Genomic DNA, 16,929 nt, shown 5'->3' with positions numbered 1-16,929 from the left:
GATAATGTGCTTCTTCCGAGGCGGGCCATGGTTGGGTTCGACCTCTCGTAATACCAGACCAGTCCCATGGCCTGCTGGAACGCCCACGCGGCACCGCGGTGCCACTCAACATCACTGCTCCGGAGTTCAGTTCTGACAACCTCTCGGCGCGTGCCATCGAAGAGGTGCCAGGCTGCGATGAGGTCCAATGCAGGGTCAGCGGGACCGTAGGTGCCACCGTCGATGACTCCAGCAAGTCGACCATCTGAAATCAGGATGTTCTGCGGGATCAGGTCGCCGTGATTCATCACGTCTTGATCGTCTCGGGGAAGCTGGCGGAACTGAGACCGTAGTTTCCGAAGAGACTCGGTGTCCAACAGCTCTGCGCTCTGATCGAAGCAGGTCTCCATCCACTCGTCGTGATCGGGCAGGTGCCCACCTCGGCCTTTCCCTGAGAAGGTCCTGCCGTATGTGTCTGCTCGCCGGAGCTCGCGGAGAAGTGCCGCGAGATCTTGAGCAGCGGCGTCGGAGGTTGACACCGATGCTGGCGCGGCGATATCGCCAGGAATCCAGGTGCAAACGATCCAAGGCAACGGATAACCGCGACCAGGCTCACCTAACGCTACGGGTTCGGGGCTGGGGTGGGTTATCGCAGCGGCCAATCTTTCAAGGGCCTCAGCCTCGTGTCGGAGAGTTTCAAGAATTCTGTCGGGGTCCCCGGAGTGTAGGGGAAACCGTGCAGCCAGCTGATCACCTATCGTGAAGATCGCATGGACTGTCCCGGTCTGGGGTAGGGCATTAAGAGAATGATGGGTCCAGTGCGGGAACTGGTCGCGAATCAGCTGGCTGACAGTTGCAGCTGTCACGTGCAACTGGTCTGCATGCACGTCTTCACTCTATAGCTCAGGCTGCACTGTGTAGTGAGATGACGTGGCAGCGCATGTGTGGGAGCTGACCACGTGGACTGCGAGAGCTCGGGTCTGCAGGCGAGGAGGAGGCTCCTCGGCCGCTTACAAGGCGCTGCGATTCGGATCGTGTATCGCAGCTTCGCGAAGAGTGGTTCGATTGATTCTCCTCGACGCCGCTGTGCTCATCGGAGTCCTCTGGTCTGAGGGCGGTGCCACAATGGAGGCATGATCAGCATTCGCCCTGCGCACTCACATGATGCCGAAGATATGGTCGAGGTGCTGAATGCGATCTACCGTGCTGGGCTGCGCTCAAGCCCTGCTGATACTGAGCTGGTGCGAGAGCGATACCTCGATACGCCTCACCTCATTGCCTGCACTGTCGCAGACCAGGAAAGCAGGGTAGTCGGTTTTCAGGCGCTCTTGCGGGCGTGGCTCCGCAACCCCTACGACGTCGCCGAGGGGTGGGGGATCATCGGCACACACATTCATCCCGAGGCAGGGCGGAGTGGGCTTGGGCGCCGCCTCTTCGCTGTGAGCTCGGAGGCAGCGAGGACTGCAGGCCTGCTGCACATAGATGCCACGATCGGAGCCGAGAACGCGCCAGCGTTGGCCTACTACTCGGCGATGGGCTTCACCCCGTACCGGCATGTCGGCGACGCCATCGGTCACCGCTTCGACGTCGCCGAAGATGCCAGCGGCGCATAGCCCTTCCGATGAGCGCTGCTTCACCCCTGCTGCTGATCAGAGATCTCCAGCCACAGTCGCTCTCGCTGCAAACGCTGCGATCAGCTGCGCATCCGCGAAGCTGAGGGATCGAACAGCGGTTCCTCGCTGACCCGGGCTCGGTAACGCTCGCCGAAGTATTCCACCTCCAGAGCAGTGCCGGTCTCCGCGAACTCAGAAGGCACCCAGGCGTAGGCGATGGATGCTCCGATGGTGTAGCCCTGGTCGGCACTGGTGACGTAGCCGATCGGCTCGGTCGCATTCGGGTCGTAGACGGGTTCGTGGCCCATCAGCACTCTGGACGGGTCCTCGAGCGTTAAACAGGTCAGTCGCCTGGTCGGAGTGTCTGCGCCGAGGGCGGAGAGCTTCTCGGCCGCCGGCCCCCGGACCGCGAATTCGAGACCTGCTTCGGCCGGGGTGTGCTCGCGTGTCATATCTGCTCCCCAGAGTCGGAATCCCTTTTCCAGCCGGAGGCTCTCGAACGCTCTGCGGCCCACCGGAAGGATCTGGTCCTCGCGGCCGGCGGCCATGAGCTCGTCCCAGAGGCAGCGGCCGAACTCCGCCGGCGCGTAGAGCTCCCAGCCCAGCTCGCCCACGTAGCTCAGTCGCAGCGCCAGCACCGGAACGCCTGCCACGGCGAGCCGCCGGCTGCGGTAGAACCGGAAGCTCTCATGGGAGATGTCCTCCTCCACCAGTCGGGAGAGCACGTCCCGGGCACGCGGGCCCCAGAGCCCCAGCCCGCAGGACCCGGACGAGACGTCGCTCAGATGCAGCGACACATTGTGTTCGCGCATCTTCTGCTGCAGCCAGGCGGCGTCCTGGTTGCCGTTGACCCCCAGGTGGTAGGTCTCCTCTCCGGTTCGTGCGATGGTCACGTCAGAGAGGATCCCGCCCTGCTCAGTGAGCATCAGCACATATGCGATGCTGCCGATGGTCTTTCCGACCGGCCGGCTGAGCGCCCCCTCCTCACTGAGCTGGTTGAGGAAATCAGTGGCCCCGGAGCCGGAAAGCTCCAGACGCGGCAGGGAGGACATATCCACCAGGCCGACCGATTCACGCAGACGCTGCGCCTCTACGGCGACGATCGGGTTCCAGTACTGTGCAGCCCACCGGTCACGGGCCGGCAGCGGTTCCTCGCCCAGCATCGGCACAGCCGGCGTTCCGTCAGGCAGGGCGGCATTCGAGTGATACCACAGAGGACGTTCCCAGCCGCTGGCCACACTGAAGGCAGCACCCAGGCCGCGCTGGCGCTCGTAGAACGGGGAAGTCCGCAGTCCGCGCATGCGCAGCGTGGTGGCCTTGGGATGGACGATGTCATAGACCTCGTCATAGGACTCCTCACCCTGCTCCCGCGACCACCGCTTGGAGACCAGCGCCGGATCGAAGCGGTTGAGGTCCAGGCCGTGGGTGTCGATCCCGGGATCGCCGCTGACCAGCCAATCCGCCATGATCTGACCGACTCCAGCCGACTGGGTGACCCACACGGCCTGAGCCATCCACAGGCCCTCTGTGGCTGGAACCGGGCCCAGGAGAGGGCCGCCGTCGGGAGTGAAGGAGAAGATGCCGTTGAAGCACGTCTCCTCGTCCAGCTCGGCCTGACGCAGTGCAGGAAGCAGCTTCTGGGTCTCCTCCCATGTGGATTGGAAGTCCTCCCGGGTGAACGGGTGCACCGAGGGCTCCACCCCGGTCCGCAGGGCCTCCTCAGGCTCGGCGATCTGATCGTGCTCGACCGGCAGGGGGCGGTGCTCATAGGCGCCTATGGCGATCCGATCGCCCCATTCGCGGAAGTACATGGCATGGTCCTGGTGGCGCAGCATGGGCTTGACCACCTCGGTCTTCGCATCGAGGGCGGTCAGCGCCGGAACGGGCCTGCTGAGTCCGAAGCCGTGCTCCACCGGCAGCATGGGGATCTCCATCCCCAGCAGGTCCCGGGCCATGCCTGGGCCCCACAGGCCTGCGCAGCAGACGACGACGTCGGCCGGGATCACCTCCGGCTCCTGATCGCTGCCGACGGCTGCCACTTCGACTCCGGTGACCTTTCCGTCCTTCCGGCGAATGGCAGTGACCTTGGTGCTGCCGAGGATGGTGGCCCCGCCTGCTTCAGCCCTGCGAGCCTGGAACTCGACGGCGCGCACTCCCTTGACCACAGCGTCGGTGGGAGTGTACAGCCCGCCCAGCACGGCGGAAGTGTCGAGGCCCGGCCACAGCCTGCCGACCTCCTCCGGGGAGATCAGCTCAGCGGGTACGCCCCAGGACTCCGCAAAGCCGAAGCGGCGGCGCAGCTCATTGAGCCGCTCCTCGGTGGTGGCGAGTTCGATGCCGCCCACCCGCTTCATCACCCAGTCGCCGTTGACCTGGGCGTCGTCGAGCTTGTTCAGAGTCCGCTGGGCAAGCTCGCACAGAGCCTTGCTCGGCGCGTTCTGGAAGACGAAGCCCGGAGCGTGCGAACTGGACCCGCCGGTGGCGTACAGCGGGCCCTGCTCGACGACGGTGACGTTCGTCCAGCCGCGCATCACAAGCTCATCCACCAGCGACGCGCCCACAACTCCCAAGCCGATGATGACCACTCGGGGACCGCGGGAAGGATCAAAGTGCGACATACGCCCTCCATGTGTTGCGATAGCAGCAACATAGGTTACTGAGTGCAACCACCATAGAAAGAAAACGAATACTTACACAAGAGGTAAAGACTGAAAAAATGCTGAGACGAGTCCCGCCGCGCTGCGGGGCGAGGCTCAGTCGCCGAAGTATCCGAGTCGTTCCTCCAAAGCGGACGCTTCCGCAGTGAGAATCTCAGCCAGCTCAGCGAAATGCGACTCAGGCAGCCGGAAGGACGGGGCGGTCACCGACAGGGCCGCCACCACACCGCCGTCGGCATCGCGCACCGGCACAGCCAGGGCATTGATGCCGCGCTCCCATTCGGCAACCGCCGAGGCCCACCCCCTGCGCCGGACGGCTTCCAGCTCTGTGCGCAGGACATCGGGGTCGGTGATGGTCATGCCGGTGAAGCTCTCCATGCCGCGGTCCACCAGACGGTCGAACTGGTCGTCCCCGGCATGGGCCAGCAATATTTTGCCGGTGGAGGTGGCATGCAGCGGTCCGCGCTGACCTACGTACTGCTTGGTCACGCCCACCATCTGATCACCCTGGGCCTGAGTGATGGTCACTGCGAACCCTTCGTCCAGGATGGCGGCGTTCACCGTCTCGTTGAGGCGGTCGGCCAAGTGATCGCAGCTCGACTGGGCATCTTTCGCGAAGTCGATCTGGTTCCGCACTGCGCTGGCCAGTCGCAGCAGGCCGAAGCCCAGCCGGTAGGAGCCTCTGCCGCTCTGCTCGACGAGGTCGTACGCCTCCAGCGTGGCCAGGACCCGCAGGACGGTGGAGCGGTGGACTTCCAGGCGGCGGGAGATCTCGCTCATGCTCACCGCAGGGTCCTCTCGGAGCAGCTCCAGAATCTGGATGGCGCGCTCCACGGACTGCACGGGGCTTGCTTTTGAGGAACTCATCGGTGTGAATCTCGTTTCTTACGTTGCGAACTCTTGACACGGCTCGAGACCCTACTGCGATACTTGTCACACTACGTGTTGCGTAGACAAGTTCACGTTGCGATACACGCAACATTAGTCTCCAGTTGGTGGTGAATGCAAGTGAGCTTCAGAGCATGTTCCCTACAGGACCTCACCCCGGGTGAGGGACTCCGCATCGATTCAGTCAGCCCGCCCATCGCTGTCTTCCTCACTGAGGAAGGCACTGTCCATGCCATAGATGACACCTGCACCCACCAGGACGCCTCCCTGGCCGCCGGGTGGGTGGAGGACTGCAGGGTGGAGTGCCCCCTGCACGAAAGCACCTTCTCCCTGACCACCGGCGAGGTGGATCAGCCCCCCGCGAAGAAGCGCGTCCGTGTCCACAGCGTCCAAGTCCAGGGCGACGACGTCATGGTCGAGCTCTCTCAGGAAGCGCCCAACCTGCCCCCAGGAGTGAAAGCATGATGTACGAACAGCGCAGCGGTGCGCCTCTGCCCCCTGAGGGCCACGTGCTCATCGTCGGCGCCGGCCTGGCCGGCTACCACACCGCCCGCGGAGTCCGGGCGAACGGGCACACCGGCCCGATCACCATATTCGGCGAGGAGAACCGGCCCGCCTATGACCGGCCCGCTCTGAGCAAGGCCTATCTGACCGGGGCGGCAGCGGAGGAGGATCTGCTGCTGGACGACCCCGAGGACCCGCTCGATGTCACCTGGGTCAGCGGAGTCGGCGTCGTGCGTCTCTCAGGCAGCGCAGACGGCACAGAGCCGCTGGGCGTCCACACCCACGACGGCGCCTTCCATCCCGGCGATGCCGTGGTGATCACCACCGGCGCCTATGCGATGAGCCTGCCGGCGGCCTCCTCCGAGGAAGGCCTCGGGGCGCGCCCGTACGTGCTGCGCAATATGGAGGACGCCCTGGCGCTGCGCGACACCACTCTTGAGGGCTTGGACGTTGCCGTGGTGGGCGGAGGATTCCTCGCCCTGGAGGCGGCGGCCACCTGCACCGAGCGCGGTGCCGGTTCGGTCACTGTGGCCGCGGGGGAGGAGCACCCGGGCGCTCGCAGACTCGGCAGGCCGGTGGGGGAGGCCATCCGGGCTGCCCATGAGGCCCATGGTGTCCGTTTCGCCTCTGCATCCCGGGCTCAGGCAGTGCGCAGCTGCCACCGCGGGCACGAAGTCATCCTCGCAGATGGTGAGACCATCACCGCCGACATCGTCATCTGCGCCATCGGCGCCCGACCGCGCACCGAATGGCTTCTGGGCTCTGAAGTCACACTCACCAGCGACACCGGCGCTGTGGCCTGCGACGACACCGGCGCCACTGCTGTCCCCGGGGTCTACGCCGCCGGGGACTGCGCCCAATGGGCCTCGCACTCCAGCGGACTGCGGCCGGTGGGGCACTGGCAGGAAGCCGTCGAGGAGGCCGCCGTCGTCGCCGCCGCACTGACGGGTGCTGATCCGGTTCCCCTGCAGGAGCCCTACTTCTGGTCGGATCAGTTCGACCTGCGCATCCAGGGCGCGGGCCGTATCCATCTGGCCAATGAGGTCACAGTGGCCGAGGGCTCCCCGGCGGAGGGCAATCTGCTGGTCCACTACGCCCGGGACGGCCAGAACGTCGGCATCCTGGGCATCAACCGACTCAAAGACGTCACCCGCTGGCGCAAGCAGCGCCGCATCCGCAGAACACCTGCTTCAGCCGCTGTGCACGCGGCCGAGAATGCACCCTTTTCCGCCTAAGGAGGACCGCCATGATCATCGACCATCTCGACGAACCGCTGCCGGGCTCGTCCCTGCTGCCGACACCCACCGGGGATGCCTACACCGACCCGGACATCTTCGAGAAGGAGCAGGCCGAGATCTTCGAGAAGATGTGGAACTGCGTCCTGCGCTCCGACTCCCTCCCCAGCCCCGGGCACTGGAAGACGGTCACCGTGGGACGGGAGGAGATCATTGTGGTGCGCAGCCGAAGAGAAGGCATCAAAGCCTATTTCAACGTCTGCGCACACCGCGGCATGCGCGTCTGCACCGCCGGGGAGGGGAAGAACAAGACGCTGCAGTGCGGCTACCATGCCTGGACCTACGCCCTGGAGGGTGACCTCGTGGCCGCCCCCAATCTGACCTCGATGCCGGACGTGGACCGGAAGCAGTACGGTCTGAAGCCGGTTCATGTGCGTGAATGGCTGGGCTATGTGTGGGTCTGCCTGGCCGAGGAGCCTCCGAACTTCGAGCGGGAGGTCCTCGGTGAGGTGCGCACCCGATTCGGCGAGGTCGAGTCCATCGACAACTACGGCATCGAACACCTCAGGCTCGGGGATACCAAGACCTACGATGTGGCAGCCAACTGGAAGCTGATCATCGAGAACTTCATGGAGTGCTACCACTGTGCGACGATCCACCCTGAGCTGACCGAGGTCATCCCCGAGTTCGCCGACGGTCTGGCCTCCCAGCGCAAGAACGGTGAGGTTCATGGCTCCAGCTTCGGCGAGGAGATTCAGGGGTTCACCGTGGACGGTTCGGCCTCCGGCGTCCACCAGCTGCCGGCGATCGCCCCTGACCAGGACCGGAAGTACTATGCGATCACCGTCAAGCCGCAGGTGTTCATCAACACTGTGCCGGACCACGTGATCATCCACCGCATGTTCCCGGTCTCTGAATCCCGAACGATCGTGGAGTGCGACTGGCTGTTCCTGCCGGAGGTGGTGGACAAGATCACCTCCGGTGAGCTGGATGTCTCCAAGTCTGTGGAGCTCTTCCACCGCGTGAATCTGCAGGACTTCAACGCCTGCGAACTGACCCAGCCGTCTATGAGGTCCAAGGCCTACAGCAGCGGCGGCGCCCTGGTGCCCAGCGAGCACCATATTCAGGAATTTCACGCCTGGTGGTACCGCACCTTAGGCTTCGAGCAGGTGGCAGCGGCCCAGCAGGAGACCGAGAAGGCCGCAGTTTAGGGGGGCATCTATGACAACAGCGACGCAGACTCAGACCACTGTGCGCACCTCCGCGCAGCCCCGCCGGGGGACCGCCGAGGGCCTCATCCTGACTCTCGACTGTCCCTCCACGCTGGGTATCGTCCATGCGGTCAGCGGGGTGCTGGTGGAGCACGGGTTCAACATCATGGAGCTCGACCAGTTCAACGACACCCGCTCGGAGCGGTTCTTCATGCGGGTCCACGCTGAGCCGGGCCGCCAGGAGTACTCCGCCCTGCCTCAGGTGCGCGAAGCCCTGGTCCCGGTGGCCGAGAGCTTCTCCATGCGTTGGAGTCTGAAATCGCCGGTGGAGCGGCTGCGGGTGCTGATCATGGTCTCGAAGACCGAGCACTGCCTCAACGATCTGCTCTTCCGCACCCGCAAGGGCGATCTGCCCATTGAGATCGTCGCTGTGGCCTCAAACCATCTGGACCACCAGCGGCTGGTGGAGTGGCACAGCATCCCCTTCTTCCACATCCCCATCACCAAGGAGACCAAACCGCAGGCGGAGGCCGAGCTGCTGGACCTGGTGGATCGACTGGACGTCGAGCTGGTGGTGCTGGCTCGGTATATGCAGGTCCTCAGCGACTCGCTGGCTGATCAGATGGCCGGCAGGATCATCAATATCCACCACTCATTCCTGCCCAGCTTCAAAGGGGCCCAGCCCTATCACCAGGCATTTGAGCGGGGAGTCAAGACTGTGGGAGCAACCGCCCACTACGTCAACAGCGAGCTGGACGAAGGCCCCATCATCGCCCAGCAGGTGATCGACGTCGACCACACCTACGGCCCGGAGGACCTGATTGCCGCTGGCCGCGACACGGAGGCCAAAGCGCTGTCCCAGGCCGTGCGCTGGCACGCCGAGGGCCGAGTCGTGCTCCACGGCAACAAGACGGTCGTGCTGCGCTGAGCGGCTGAACCGGTGTGCTGGGCTGAGCAGCTGAGCCTGCGGCAGCGCTCAGCTCAGCACTCGATGACGTTGACGGCCAGACCGCCGCGGGATGTTTCCTTGTACTTGGTCTTCATGTCATTGCCGGTGTCCCGCATGGTCTTGATCGCCTGATCCAGGGTGACCACATGGGTGCCGTCGCCGCGCATCGCCATCCGCGCGGCGTTGACAGCTTTCATGCTGGCCACCGCGTTTCGTTCGATGCAGGGGATCTGGACCAGTCCTCCCACCGGATCGCAGGTCAGCCCGAGATTATGCTCGATCCCGATCTCGGCGGCGTTCTCCACCTGCTCAGGTGTTCCGCCCAGCACCGCGCAGAGGCCGGCAGCGGCCATGGAGCAGGCCGACCCCACCTCTCCCTGGCAGCCCATCTCGGCCCCGGAGATCGAGGCGTTGACCTTGAACAGGATCCCTACCGCCGCGGAGGTGAGCAGAAAGTCCACCACGCCGTCGTCGTCCGCTCCCGGCACGAACCGGTCGTAGTAGTGCAGCACAGCAGGCACGATTCCTGCCGCTCCGTTGGTCGGCGCGGTGACGATCCGACCGCCTGAGGCATTCTCCTCATTGACCGCCAGGGCGAACAGATTGACCCACTCCATGGCGTGCAGCGGGTCCGGAGCGTCCTCGGAGGTCCGCGCCTGAGCCTCAGCCTCCAGGAGCTCATCACGCAGGGCGGGGGCGCGGCGCTTGACCTTCAGGCCGCCGGGCAGGATGGTCTCCCGCCGGGTGCAGCCATTCTCGACGCACTCGCGCATGACCTGCCAGATGTAGAGGAGTTCGCGGCGAACCTCCTCCTCGCTGCGCCAGGTCAGCTCATTGGCCAGCATGATCTGCGCAATGGAGGCCCCTTCGCGGCGGCAGTGCTGCAGCAGCTCCTCAGCAGTGGAGAAGGGGTAGGGCAGCCCCGGTGTGTCGTCGACCAGCGGGTCATCGGCCTCGGGCTCCCCCACGACGACGAATCCGCCGCCCACCGAGTAGTAGGTGCCCTCAGCGAGCACCTCTCCGGCGCCGTCGTAGGCGGTGAAGGTCATGCCGTTGGGATGGGCCGGCAGAGACTTTCGCCGGTGCAGCTTCACATCCTGGGAGCGGGAGAAGCTGATGGTCTGTTTGCCGGCGAAGAGCAGCTCTCCCTGCTCAGAGCACTGCTGGACCCGGTCGTCTGCAGTCTCAACGTCCAGGCTCTCGGGGTCCTCGCCCTGCAGTCCCAGAATGACTGCTTTGTCAGAGCCGTGGCCGACTCCGGTAGCGCCGAGGGAGCCGAAGAGCTCGGCCTTGACTCGGCTGATCTGGTCCAGCTGGTCGGCGTCGACCATCTGCTGGGCGAAGAGCCGCGCGGCTCGCATCGGCCCCACCGTATGGGAGGAGGAGGGGCCGATGCCGACTGAGAAGAGATCCAGGGCGCTCAGTGCCATCGGATCACCTCCGAGGCCGGTATTCTTCAGCTGCGTCCAGCAGCCAGCGGGCAGCATAGTCTGCGAAGGAGGACCGCACCAGGATGCGGAAGGTACTGTCCTCGGTGCGCCACAGCAGCACCGGCACCGGCCCCAGGGTGGTGGTGATCGCCCGGCCGACGGGGAACTCCCTGGGGTGCAGGTCGGCGGGGACCCCCTTCTCCAACGCGTCGCGGGCGCTTCCGCCGCTGAGCTCCACTGTGGTGCGGTTGGCCGAGAGGTCGACCACCTGTCCGGCAGCCTCGCCCAAGGCATGCTCCAGCCGCTGCAGCAGCTGGTGGTCCTGCCCGGACGCGACGACGAGGAACTCATCCGGCGCCAGCCACAGAGTGGCCACGCCGTCGGGGGTGCCGGTGGTCTCTCCCACTGCGGAGGGCAGGCCCTCCAGAACCTCGGCGAACCTCGTGTGGGCCTGAGAGCCGGGCTCTGCGCGCAGACCAAGCTGCGTGGTGAAGGCCACCTCCCGGATCTCCAAGCCCTGCGGGCCGGGGGCAGCGGCGGCCGCCAGCTGCCGGTGCAGATGCTGCAGCGGGGACACCCGCAGATCGGGGGGTCCTTGGGTCAGGGTCTCAGCCATCGCGGCGGCTCCCTTCCGGGTCGTAGAGGGCAGTGGGTCCGATCTCCACTTCGACGGGCCGGTCATCGACCACTGCGTGCAGGGTCTGACCGATGCGCTGCCGTCCGCTGGTGATCAGGGCAAGTCCGAAGGTGCGCTGCAGGGCTGCGGACCGGTAGGAGGAGGTGACCCATCCTTCCATCGGCACCGGGTGCTGGTCCGGGGCGGTCTCCGGGAGGATCAGCTGAGTGCCTTCGGGCAGCTTCAGAGTCTTGTCCTTCGGCAGCACCGAGACCAGCTGCTTGCGGTCGGTGCGCTGATTGTCGGGGCGCAGGTAGGAGCGTTTGCCGATGAAGTCCTTCTTCTTCGAAACCGCCCACTCCATCCCGGCGTCCTGCGGGGTGACCGTCCCGTCGGTGTCCTGACCGACGATGATGAACCCCTTCTCGGCACGCAGCACGTGCATGGTTTCTGTGCCGTAGGGGGTGATGTTGAACTCCGCTCCGGCATCGGCGATGTCCTCCCAGACCTTCAGCCCGTACCAGGCGGCCACATTGACCTCGAAGGCCAGTTCTCCGGAGAAGGAGATCCGGCAGACCCGTGCCGGGATCCCGGAGGCCAGCGTGGTCTCCCGGAAGGACATGAACTCGAAGCCCTCAGCGGAGACATCCAGATCCGGAGCGATCTTGGCGATCACCTCCCGGGACTTCGGTCCGACCACGGCCACGGTCGAGTACTGCTCGGTGACGGAGGTGCAGTACACGTCCAGCTCGGGCCATTCGGTCTGCAGCCACTCCTCCAGCCAGTCCAGCACTCCGGCCGCACCGGAGGTGGTGGTGGTCATCAGGTACCGGTCCTCGTCCAGCCGCAGGGTGACGCCGTCGTCGAAGATCATGCCGTCGGCGTGGCACATCACCCCGTAGCGGGCCTTGCCCGGAGCCAGCTTCTTAAAGGCGTTGGTGTAGATCCGGTTGAGGAACTCCCCGGCGTCTTTGCCGCGTATTTCGATCTTGCCCAGGGTGCTGACGTCCTGGAAGCCGACGGAGTCGCGGACCGCGGCGCATTCGCGCAGCACGGCGCTCTCCATGTCCTCCAGCTCGCCGGTGCTGGTGGGCTTCGGGTAGTACCAGGGCCGCTTCCACTGGCCGACATCCTCGAATTCGGCCCCCTGCTCCAGATGCCAGGGATGAATCGAGGTGATCCGGGCCGGGTCGAACAGCTCACCCCTGCGGGTCCCGGCCAGGGCGGCGAAGGACACCGGGGTGTAGGGCGGCCGGAAGGCGGTCAGGCCGATCTCGGCAGGGTTTCCGCGCCCCAGCAGCTGGGCGAGGGTGGCCACCAGGGCCGCGCTGGAGGTCTTGCCCTGGTCGTGGGCGGTGGAGATGGAGGTGTAGCGCTTCACGTGCTCCACCGATTCCATGCCCGCCCCTACCGCACGCATCACATCGGCGACGCTCTGGTCGCGCTGGAGGTCGACGAAGTGGTTGCGGTAGGCCTGGCGGTCGCTGCCCTGCGGAGCCGGCACCAGCCATACCGGCCGGGCCGGTGCCGGCTGGTGCTCCTCGGCCTGCGGGGCCTCGGCCGTGCGGCTGAATCCAGCGCCCGCCGCTGCCGCGGCTCCGGCTTCGGCCCCTTGCCGCAGCGCCGCAGCCAGGGTGAGCTGACCGTTGACAGCCCCCGCAGTGTGCTGGTCCTTCACCGGACCGGAGGGAATGTAGGAGGCCAGCTGGTCCTCCCAGGTGACCGCGCCCTGACGCTGGGTATGCAGGTGGATGACCGGGTTCCAGCCCCCGGAGACTGCCAGCAGGTCGGCCTCAAAGCGGCGCGGCTGAGCGGAGAGACTGCCGTCGGCCTCCAGCTGCGCCAGCTGTACGGAGTTCAGGCTGCCCTCGTCGTCGGCGCCGGTGTCCACCACCACAGAGCCGGGCAGCAGCTCCACGCCCCGGGCCTGGACCTGGAGTGCCCGCGGGGTGGGCTCCGGGCGGGAGTCGGCGACGGCGACTACCTCCGCCCCGGCGTCGAGGAGCTCCTCGACCAGATCGTAGACGGAGTCATTGGTGGTCGAGACGGCGACCTTTTCGCCGGCCAGCACGCAGTACCGGTTGAGATAGGTCCGCACGGCGGAGGCCAGCATGATGCCGGGCCGATCGTTGTTGGCGAAGATCAGGTGGCGCTCGTGGGCCCCGGTGGCCAGCACCACCTGCCGGGCCCGGATATGCCACACCCGCTGGCGGGACACGCCCTCCGGTGCCGGCTGGGAGAGGTGGGCGGTGCGCCGCTCGACGGCGACGATGTAGTTGGCGTCGTAGCTTCCGATGGCGGTGGTTCGCGGCAGGAAGCTGGCCTCTGGAAGGTCCTTGAGCTCTCCGCGGACCCCGTCGATCCAGCTGCTGGCAGGCTGCCCGTCGACGGTGGCTCCGGGGTCGGAGAGCAGGGAGCCGCCGGGGGTGGCCTGCTCGTCCAGCAGCATCACCCGCGCACCGGAGCGGGCGGCCTCCCGGGCTGCGGTCAGTCCGGCCGGACCGGCGCCGACCACCAGCACATCGGTGTGGACGTGTTTGTGGTCGTAGTAGGCCGAATCCTCCCGCGGGTCCAACTGGCCCAGACCGGAGAGCTGCCGGACGGCCAGGCCCTCGGTGACGTCCACGGTGGTGGCCGGCAGCATCGATTCCGCCGGCTGGTCATTGCGGGTGTCATCCACGGTGACCAGCGCATTGGGCTCCTCGACCCCGGCGGCGTAGATGCCCCGGGGACGGCCCAGGTAGATGGAGTCGCCGACGCGGCGCTGCCCGTTGGCCAGCAGAGCGCTGGCCAGGGTGTCGCCCTCAGCGGCGTTCAGGGTCCTGCCGTCCAGGGTGAAGCTGCGCGCTCGCTTCGGCTCCACCCGGCAGTAGGGGGCCAGGTTCGGTGAGACGCGTCGGGGCGCCGGGCTCATGAGGCTGCTCCTTGGATGGCTTCGGTGGAGAGGAATTCGTAGGTTCGGGTGTCACGCACCGCGTTGAACCATTTCCGGCAGCCCGCGGAGTGCACCCACCGCTCGGCGAATGGGCCCTTGGGGTTCTCCCGGTAGAAGAGGTAGCGGGCCCACTGCTCGTCGGTGAGCGCGTAGGGGTCCTCGGGGTAGGCCACATACGCCTGGCCGCCGTACTGGAACTCGGTTTCGTTGCGCGGCCCGCAGTGCGGGCAGGGGATCAGCATCATGGGACGGGGTCCTCCTTCAGTGCGCGACGGCGGCTGCGCCGTGTTCGTCGATCAGGAATCCGGTCTCGAAGCGCTCCAGTGAGAAGGCAGCGTTGAGCGGATGCGGTTCGTCGGTGGCGATGGTGTGGGCGAAGGTGTACCCGGAGGCCGGGGTGCCCTTGAACCCGCCGGTGCCCCAGCCGCAGTTGACGTAGAGCTGGTCGATCGGGGTCTTGGAGATGATCGGCGAGGCGTCAAAGGTGGTGTCTACGATGCCGCCCCAGGTGCGCAGCACATGCGCCCGGGCGAAGATGGGGAAGAGCTCGACGGCGGCGGCCATCTGGTCCTCGATGACGTGGAATGCGCCGCGCTGCCCGTAGCCGTTGTACTGGTCGATGCCGGCTCCCATGACCAGTTCGCCCTTATGAGCCTGGGAGACGTAGACGTGGACATGGTTGGACATCACCACTGTGGGGTGGACCGGTTCGAAGAGTTCGGAGACCAGTGCCTGCAGCGGATGGGACTGGATGGGCAGATCGAGTCCGGCGAGTTTGGCGACCACGGAGGAATGCCCGGCGGCGGCCAGTGCCACTTTGCCGGCGTGGATGGTTCCGCGGCTGGTCTCCACGCCGGTGACCCGGTCTCCCTCTGTGCGGAAGCCGGTGACCTCACAGTTCTGGATGAGGTCCACACCGAGCTCCTGGGCTTTGCGGGCCAGGGCCCAGGCGACGTGGTCATGCTTGGCGATCCCGGCACGCGGCTGATAGGTGGCGCCCATGATGGGGTAGCGGATGTTGTCCCCGGTGTTGATGATGGGGCAGACCTCTTTGACCTGTTCCGGCGTCAGCCACTCCGCGTCGACGCCGTTGAGCCGGTTGGCCTCCACCCGGCGGACCGACTCGCGGACATCGCCGAGCGTGTGGGCCAGGTTGAGCACGCCGCGCTGGGAGAACAGGAAGTCATACTCGAGCTCCTCGGGCAGCTGCTCCCAGAGCTTCAGCGAGTGCTCATACAGGTGGGCGCTTTCGTCCCACAGGTAGTTGGAGCGGATGATGGCGGTGTTGCGGGCCATGTTCCCGCCGGCCAGCCATCCGCGCTCCAGGACCGCGACATTGGTGATCCCGTGCCGGGAGGCGAGGAAGTAGGCAGTCGCTAAGCCATGGCCGCCTCCGCCGACGATGACGACGTCGTAGCTCTTCTTCGGCTCCGGATTGTTCCAGAGGAATTCCGGGTGCTCGGGCAGTTTCTCAGCCATCAGGCCCTCTCCTTCGCCGAGGCGGTCAGTTTCGGATAGAGCGGGAACTTCTCTGCCAGCTGCCTCACCCGCCCGCTGAGCAGCTCGGCGTCGTCGTCGGTGAACTGAGGGTTCAGGGCCCCGGCGATCACTTCGGCGACCTCACGGAACTCGCTGAGTCCGAAGCCGCGGGTGGCCAGCGCTGGTGTGCCGATGCGCAGCCCGGAGGAGATCATCGGGGGCCGCGGGTCGAAGGGCACCGCGTTGCGGTTGACGGTGATGCCGATGCGGTGCAGTCGGTCCTCAGCCTGCTTGCCGTCCAGATCCGAGTTCCGCAGGTCCACCAGCACCAGGTGCACATCTGTGCCGCGGCTGACCAGGCTGACTCCGGAGTCGGCGACGTCGGGCTCGCGCAGTCGGCGCGCGAGCGCGTGGGCACCGTCCAGGGTGCGTTCCTGCCGCTGACGGAACTCTGCGGATGCGGCGGCTCTGAAGGCCACGGCTTTGGCGGCGATGACGTGCTCCAGGGGTCCGCCCTGCTGGCCGGGGAAGACTGCGGAGTTGATCTTCTTCGCCAGCTGTTGGGTGGAGAGGATGACGCCGCCGCGGGGCCCGCCGAGTGTCTTATGCGTGGTGGTGGTCACCACATCCGCGTGGGGAACCGGGTTGGGGTGCAGCCCGGCGGCGACCAGGCCGGCGAAGTGGGCCATGTCCACCATCAGATATGCGCCCACCTCGTCGGCGATCTGGCGGAAGCGGGCGAAGTCCAGGTGGCGGGGGTAGGCGGACCATCCGGCGATGATCACTCCGGGCCGGTGCTCCAGGGCCAGACGCCGGACCTCATCCATATCGATCAGATGGTCCTGTTCGTCCACACCGTAGGAGACCACCTGGTAGAGCTTTCCGGAGAAGTTCAGCCGCATCCCGTGGGTCAGGTGCCCTCCGTGGGCCAGGTCCAGCCCCATGATGGTGTCGCCGGGGTTGAGCAGTGCGGCCAGGGCTGCGGCGTTGGCCTGGGCGCCGGAGTGGGGCTGCACATTGGCGTGCTCGGCGCCGAAGAGCTCGGTGACCCGCTGGATGGCCAGCTCCTCCACCTCATCGACGTGCTCGCAGCCTCCGTAGTAGCGCTTCCCGGGGTAGCCCTCGGCGTATTTGTTGGTCAGCACGGAGCCCTGAGCCTCCATCACCGCTGCGGAGGTGAAGTTCTCCGAGGCGATCATCTCCAGGGTGCTGCGCTGCCGCGCAAGCTCCGCGTCCACTGCGGCAGCGACCTGCGGGTCGGCCTCGGCCAAGGGGGTGGTCAAATCGGTCATGGGGACCTTCCACGGCTTGAAACAACGATTGATATATCAGTTGGCGCCTAGACTACGGGTCGCCTATGTGGCCGTCAAGACATCGTCGGAATCGAGTGTTGCGCAGATCACGTCGGAGCTCTAGAGTCTTGTCGAGCAATT

Annotated in this window: 14 protein-coding genes; 5 read left to right on the top strand and 9 right to left on the bottom strand. The window is 66.1% G+C overall.

What is annotated here, in order from left to right:
* Positions 1 to 866: phosphotransferase (locus Q1K09_RS06910; RefSeq protein ID WP_300344201.1), on the bottom strand; the 866-nt coding region annotated here is incomplete at its 3' end.
* A gap of 246 nt (positions 867 to 1,112) precedes the next feature.
* Between Q1K09_RS06910 and Q1K09_RS06905 the strand changes: the two genes are divergently transcribed.
* On the top strand, positions 1,113 to 1,592 hold the full coding sequence (locus Q1K09_RS06905; protein WP_300344200.1) for a GNAT family N-acetyltransferase: 480 nt from the start codon (positions 1,113 to 1,115) through the stop codon (positions 1,590 to 1,592).
* 80 nt (positions 1,593 to 1,672) lie between these two features.
* Here Q1K09_RS06905 and Q1K09_RS06900 read toward each other — a convergent pair whose 3' ends face one another.
* Complete coding sequence (locus Q1K09_RS06900; protein WP_300344199.1) at positions 1,673 to 4,210, bottom strand: FAD-dependent oxidoreductase; 2,538 nt, start codon at positions 4,208 to 4,210, stop codon at positions 1,673 to 1,675.
* A gap of 135 nt (positions 4,211 to 4,345) precedes the next feature.
* Positions 4,346 to 5,116 (bottom strand): IclR family transcriptional regulator, encoded by a 771-nt coding sequence (locus tag Q1K09_RS06895; RefSeq protein WP_300344198.1) that lies wholly within the window; start codon positions 5,114 to 5,116, stop codon positions 4,346 to 4,348.
* 141 nt (positions 5,117 to 5,257) lie between these two features.
* Between Q1K09_RS06895 and Q1K09_RS06890 the strand changes: the two genes are divergently transcribed.
* From Q1K09_RS06890 to purU, 4 genes are read left to right on the top strand one after another with little or no spacing between them, the layout of a single operon-like run.
* Positions 5,258 to 5,602: a bifunctional 3-phenylpropionate/cinnamic acid dioxygenase ferredoxin subunit gene (locus tag Q1K09_RS06890; protein ID WP_300344197.1), complete on the top strand. Its 345-nt coding sequence runs from the start codon at positions 5,258 to 5,260 to the stop codon at positions 5,600 to 5,602.
* Entirely contained in the window at positions 5,599 to 6,876 is a 1,278-nt protein-coding gene (locus tag Q1K09_RS06885) for an FAD/NAD(P)-binding oxidoreductase (RefSeq protein ID WP_300344196.1), read from the top strand. The genes Q1K09_RS06890 and Q1K09_RS06885 overlap by 4 nt, the downstream gene beginning before the upstream one ends.
* 11 nt (positions 6,877 to 6,887) lie before the next feature.
* On the top strand, positions 6,888 to 8,087 hold the full coding sequence (locus tag Q1K09_RS06880) for an aromatic ring-hydroxylating dioxygenase subunit alpha (RefSeq protein ID WP_300344195.1): 1,200 nt from the start codon (positions 6,888 to 6,890) through the stop codon (positions 8,085 to 8,087).
* Between the two features lie 10 nt (positions 8,088 to 8,097).
* The gene (gene purU / locus Q1K09_RS06875; protein WP_300344193.1) at positions 8,098 to 9,015 is read left to right on the top strand and encodes a formyltetrahydrofolate deformylase; all 918 of its coding nucleotides are present in this window, start codon (positions 8,098 to 8,100) and stop codon (positions 9,013 to 9,015) included.
* Between the two features lie 53 nt (positions 9,016 to 9,068).
* On the opposite strand, the gene Q1K09_RS06870 is transcribed toward purU, so the two are convergent.
* The 6 genes from Q1K09_RS06870 to glyA are packed head-to-tail and all read right to left on the bottom strand — an operon-like array spanning position 9,069 to position 16,788.
* Positions 9,069 to 10,466, bottom strand: a complete 1,398-nt coding sequence (locus tag Q1K09_RS06870) for an L-serine ammonia-lyase (RefSeq protein WP_300344192.1) — start codon at positions 10,464 to 10,466, stop codon at positions 9,069 to 9,071.
* A gap of 4 nt (positions 10,467 to 10,470) precedes the next feature.
* Complete coding sequence (locus Q1K09_RS06865; RefSeq protein ID WP_300344191.1) at positions 10,471 to 11,082, bottom strand: sarcosine oxidase subunit gamma family protein; 612 nt, start codon at positions 11,080 to 11,082, stop codon at positions 10,471 to 10,473.
* Complete coding sequence (locus tag Q1K09_RS06860; RefSeq protein ID WP_300344189.1) at positions 11,075 to 13,996, bottom strand: sarcosine oxidase subunit alpha family protein; 2,922 nt, start codon at positions 13,994 to 13,996, stop codon at positions 11,075 to 11,077. Before Q1K09_RS06860 ends, Q1K09_RS06865 begins: the two co-directional genes overlap by 8 nt.
* Positions 13,993 to 14,262: a sarcosine oxidase subunit delta gene (locus Q1K09_RS06855; protein WP_300344188.1), complete on the bottom strand. Its 270-nt coding sequence runs from the start codon at positions 14,260 to 14,262 to the stop codon at positions 13,993 to 13,995. Before Q1K09_RS06855 ends, Q1K09_RS06860 begins: the two co-directional genes overlap by 4 nt.
* Positions 14,263 to 14,278: 16 nt before the next feature.
* Positions 14,279 to 15,496 (bottom strand): sarcosine oxidase subunit beta family protein, encoded by a 1,218-nt coding sequence (locus Q1K09_RS06850; RefSeq protein WP_300344187.1) that lies wholly within the window; start codon positions 15,494 to 15,496, stop codon positions 14,279 to 14,281.
* Positions 15,496 to 16,788, bottom strand: a complete 1,293-nt coding sequence (glyA, locus tag Q1K09_RS06845; RefSeq protein ID WP_300344186.1) for a serine hydroxymethyltransferase — start codon at positions 16,786 to 16,788, stop codon at positions 15,496 to 15,498. The genes Q1K09_RS06850 and glyA overlap by 1 nt, the downstream gene beginning before the upstream one ends.
* Positions 16,789 to 16,929: the final 141 nt, after the last annotated feature.

Origin of the sequence: Nesterenkonia sp. (assembly GCF_029265375.1) — a bacterium.
GTDB lineage: Bacteria > Actinomycetota > Actinomycetes > Actinomycetales > Micrococcaceae > Nesterenkonia.
The sequence above is the reverse complement of the archived record's forward strand: the minus strand, read 5'-3'. Positions and strand labels throughout refer to the sequence as shown.

Coding starts and splice junctions, on each gene's coding strand:
- Q1K09_RS06905 (WP_300344200.1), top strand. CDS start 1,113: ATGATCAGCATTCGCCCTGCGCACTCACATGATGCCGAAGATATGGTC.
- Q1K09_RS06900 (WP_300344199.1), bottom strand. CDS start 4,210: ATGTCGCACTTTGATCCTTCCCGCGGTCCCCGAGTGGTCATCATCGGC.
- Q1K09_RS06895 (WP_300344198.1), bottom strand. CDS start 5,116: ATGAGTTCCTCAAAAGCAAGCCCCGTGCAGTCCGTGGAGCGCGCCATC.
- Q1K09_RS06885 (WP_300344196.1), top strand. CDS start 5,599: ATGATGTACGAACAGCGCAGCGGTGCGCCTCTGCCCCCTGAGGGCCAC.
- Q1K09_RS06880 (WP_300344195.1), top strand. CDS start 6,888: ATGATCATCGACCATCTCGACGAACCGCTGCCGGGCTCGTCCCTGCTG.
- purU (WP_300344193.1), top strand. CDS start 8,098: ATGACAACAGCGACGCAGACTCAGACCACTGTGCGCACCTCCGCGCAG.
- Q1K09_RS06870 (WP_300344192.1), bottom strand. CDS start 10,466: ATGGCACTGAGCGCCCTGGATCTCTTCTCAGTCGGCATCGGCCCCTCC.
- Q1K09_RS06865 (WP_300344191.1), bottom strand. CDS start 11,082: ATGGCTGAGACCCTGACCCAAGGACCCCCCGATCTGCGGGTGTCCCCG.
- Q1K09_RS06860 (WP_300344189.1), bottom strand. CDS start 13,996: ATGAGCCCGGCGCCCCGACGCGTCTCACCGAACCTGGCCCCCTACTGC.
- Q1K09_RS06855 (WP_300344188.1), bottom strand. CDS start 14,262: ATGATGCTGATCCCCTGCCCGCACTGCGGGCCGCGCAACGAAACCGAG.
- Q1K09_RS06850 (WP_300344187.1), bottom strand. CDS start 15,496: ATGGCTGAGAAACTGCCCGAGCACCCGGAATTCCTCTGGAACAATCCG.
- glyA (WP_300344186.1), bottom strand. CDS start 16,788: ATGACCGATTTGACCACCCCCTTGGCCGAGGCCGACCCGCAGGTCGCT.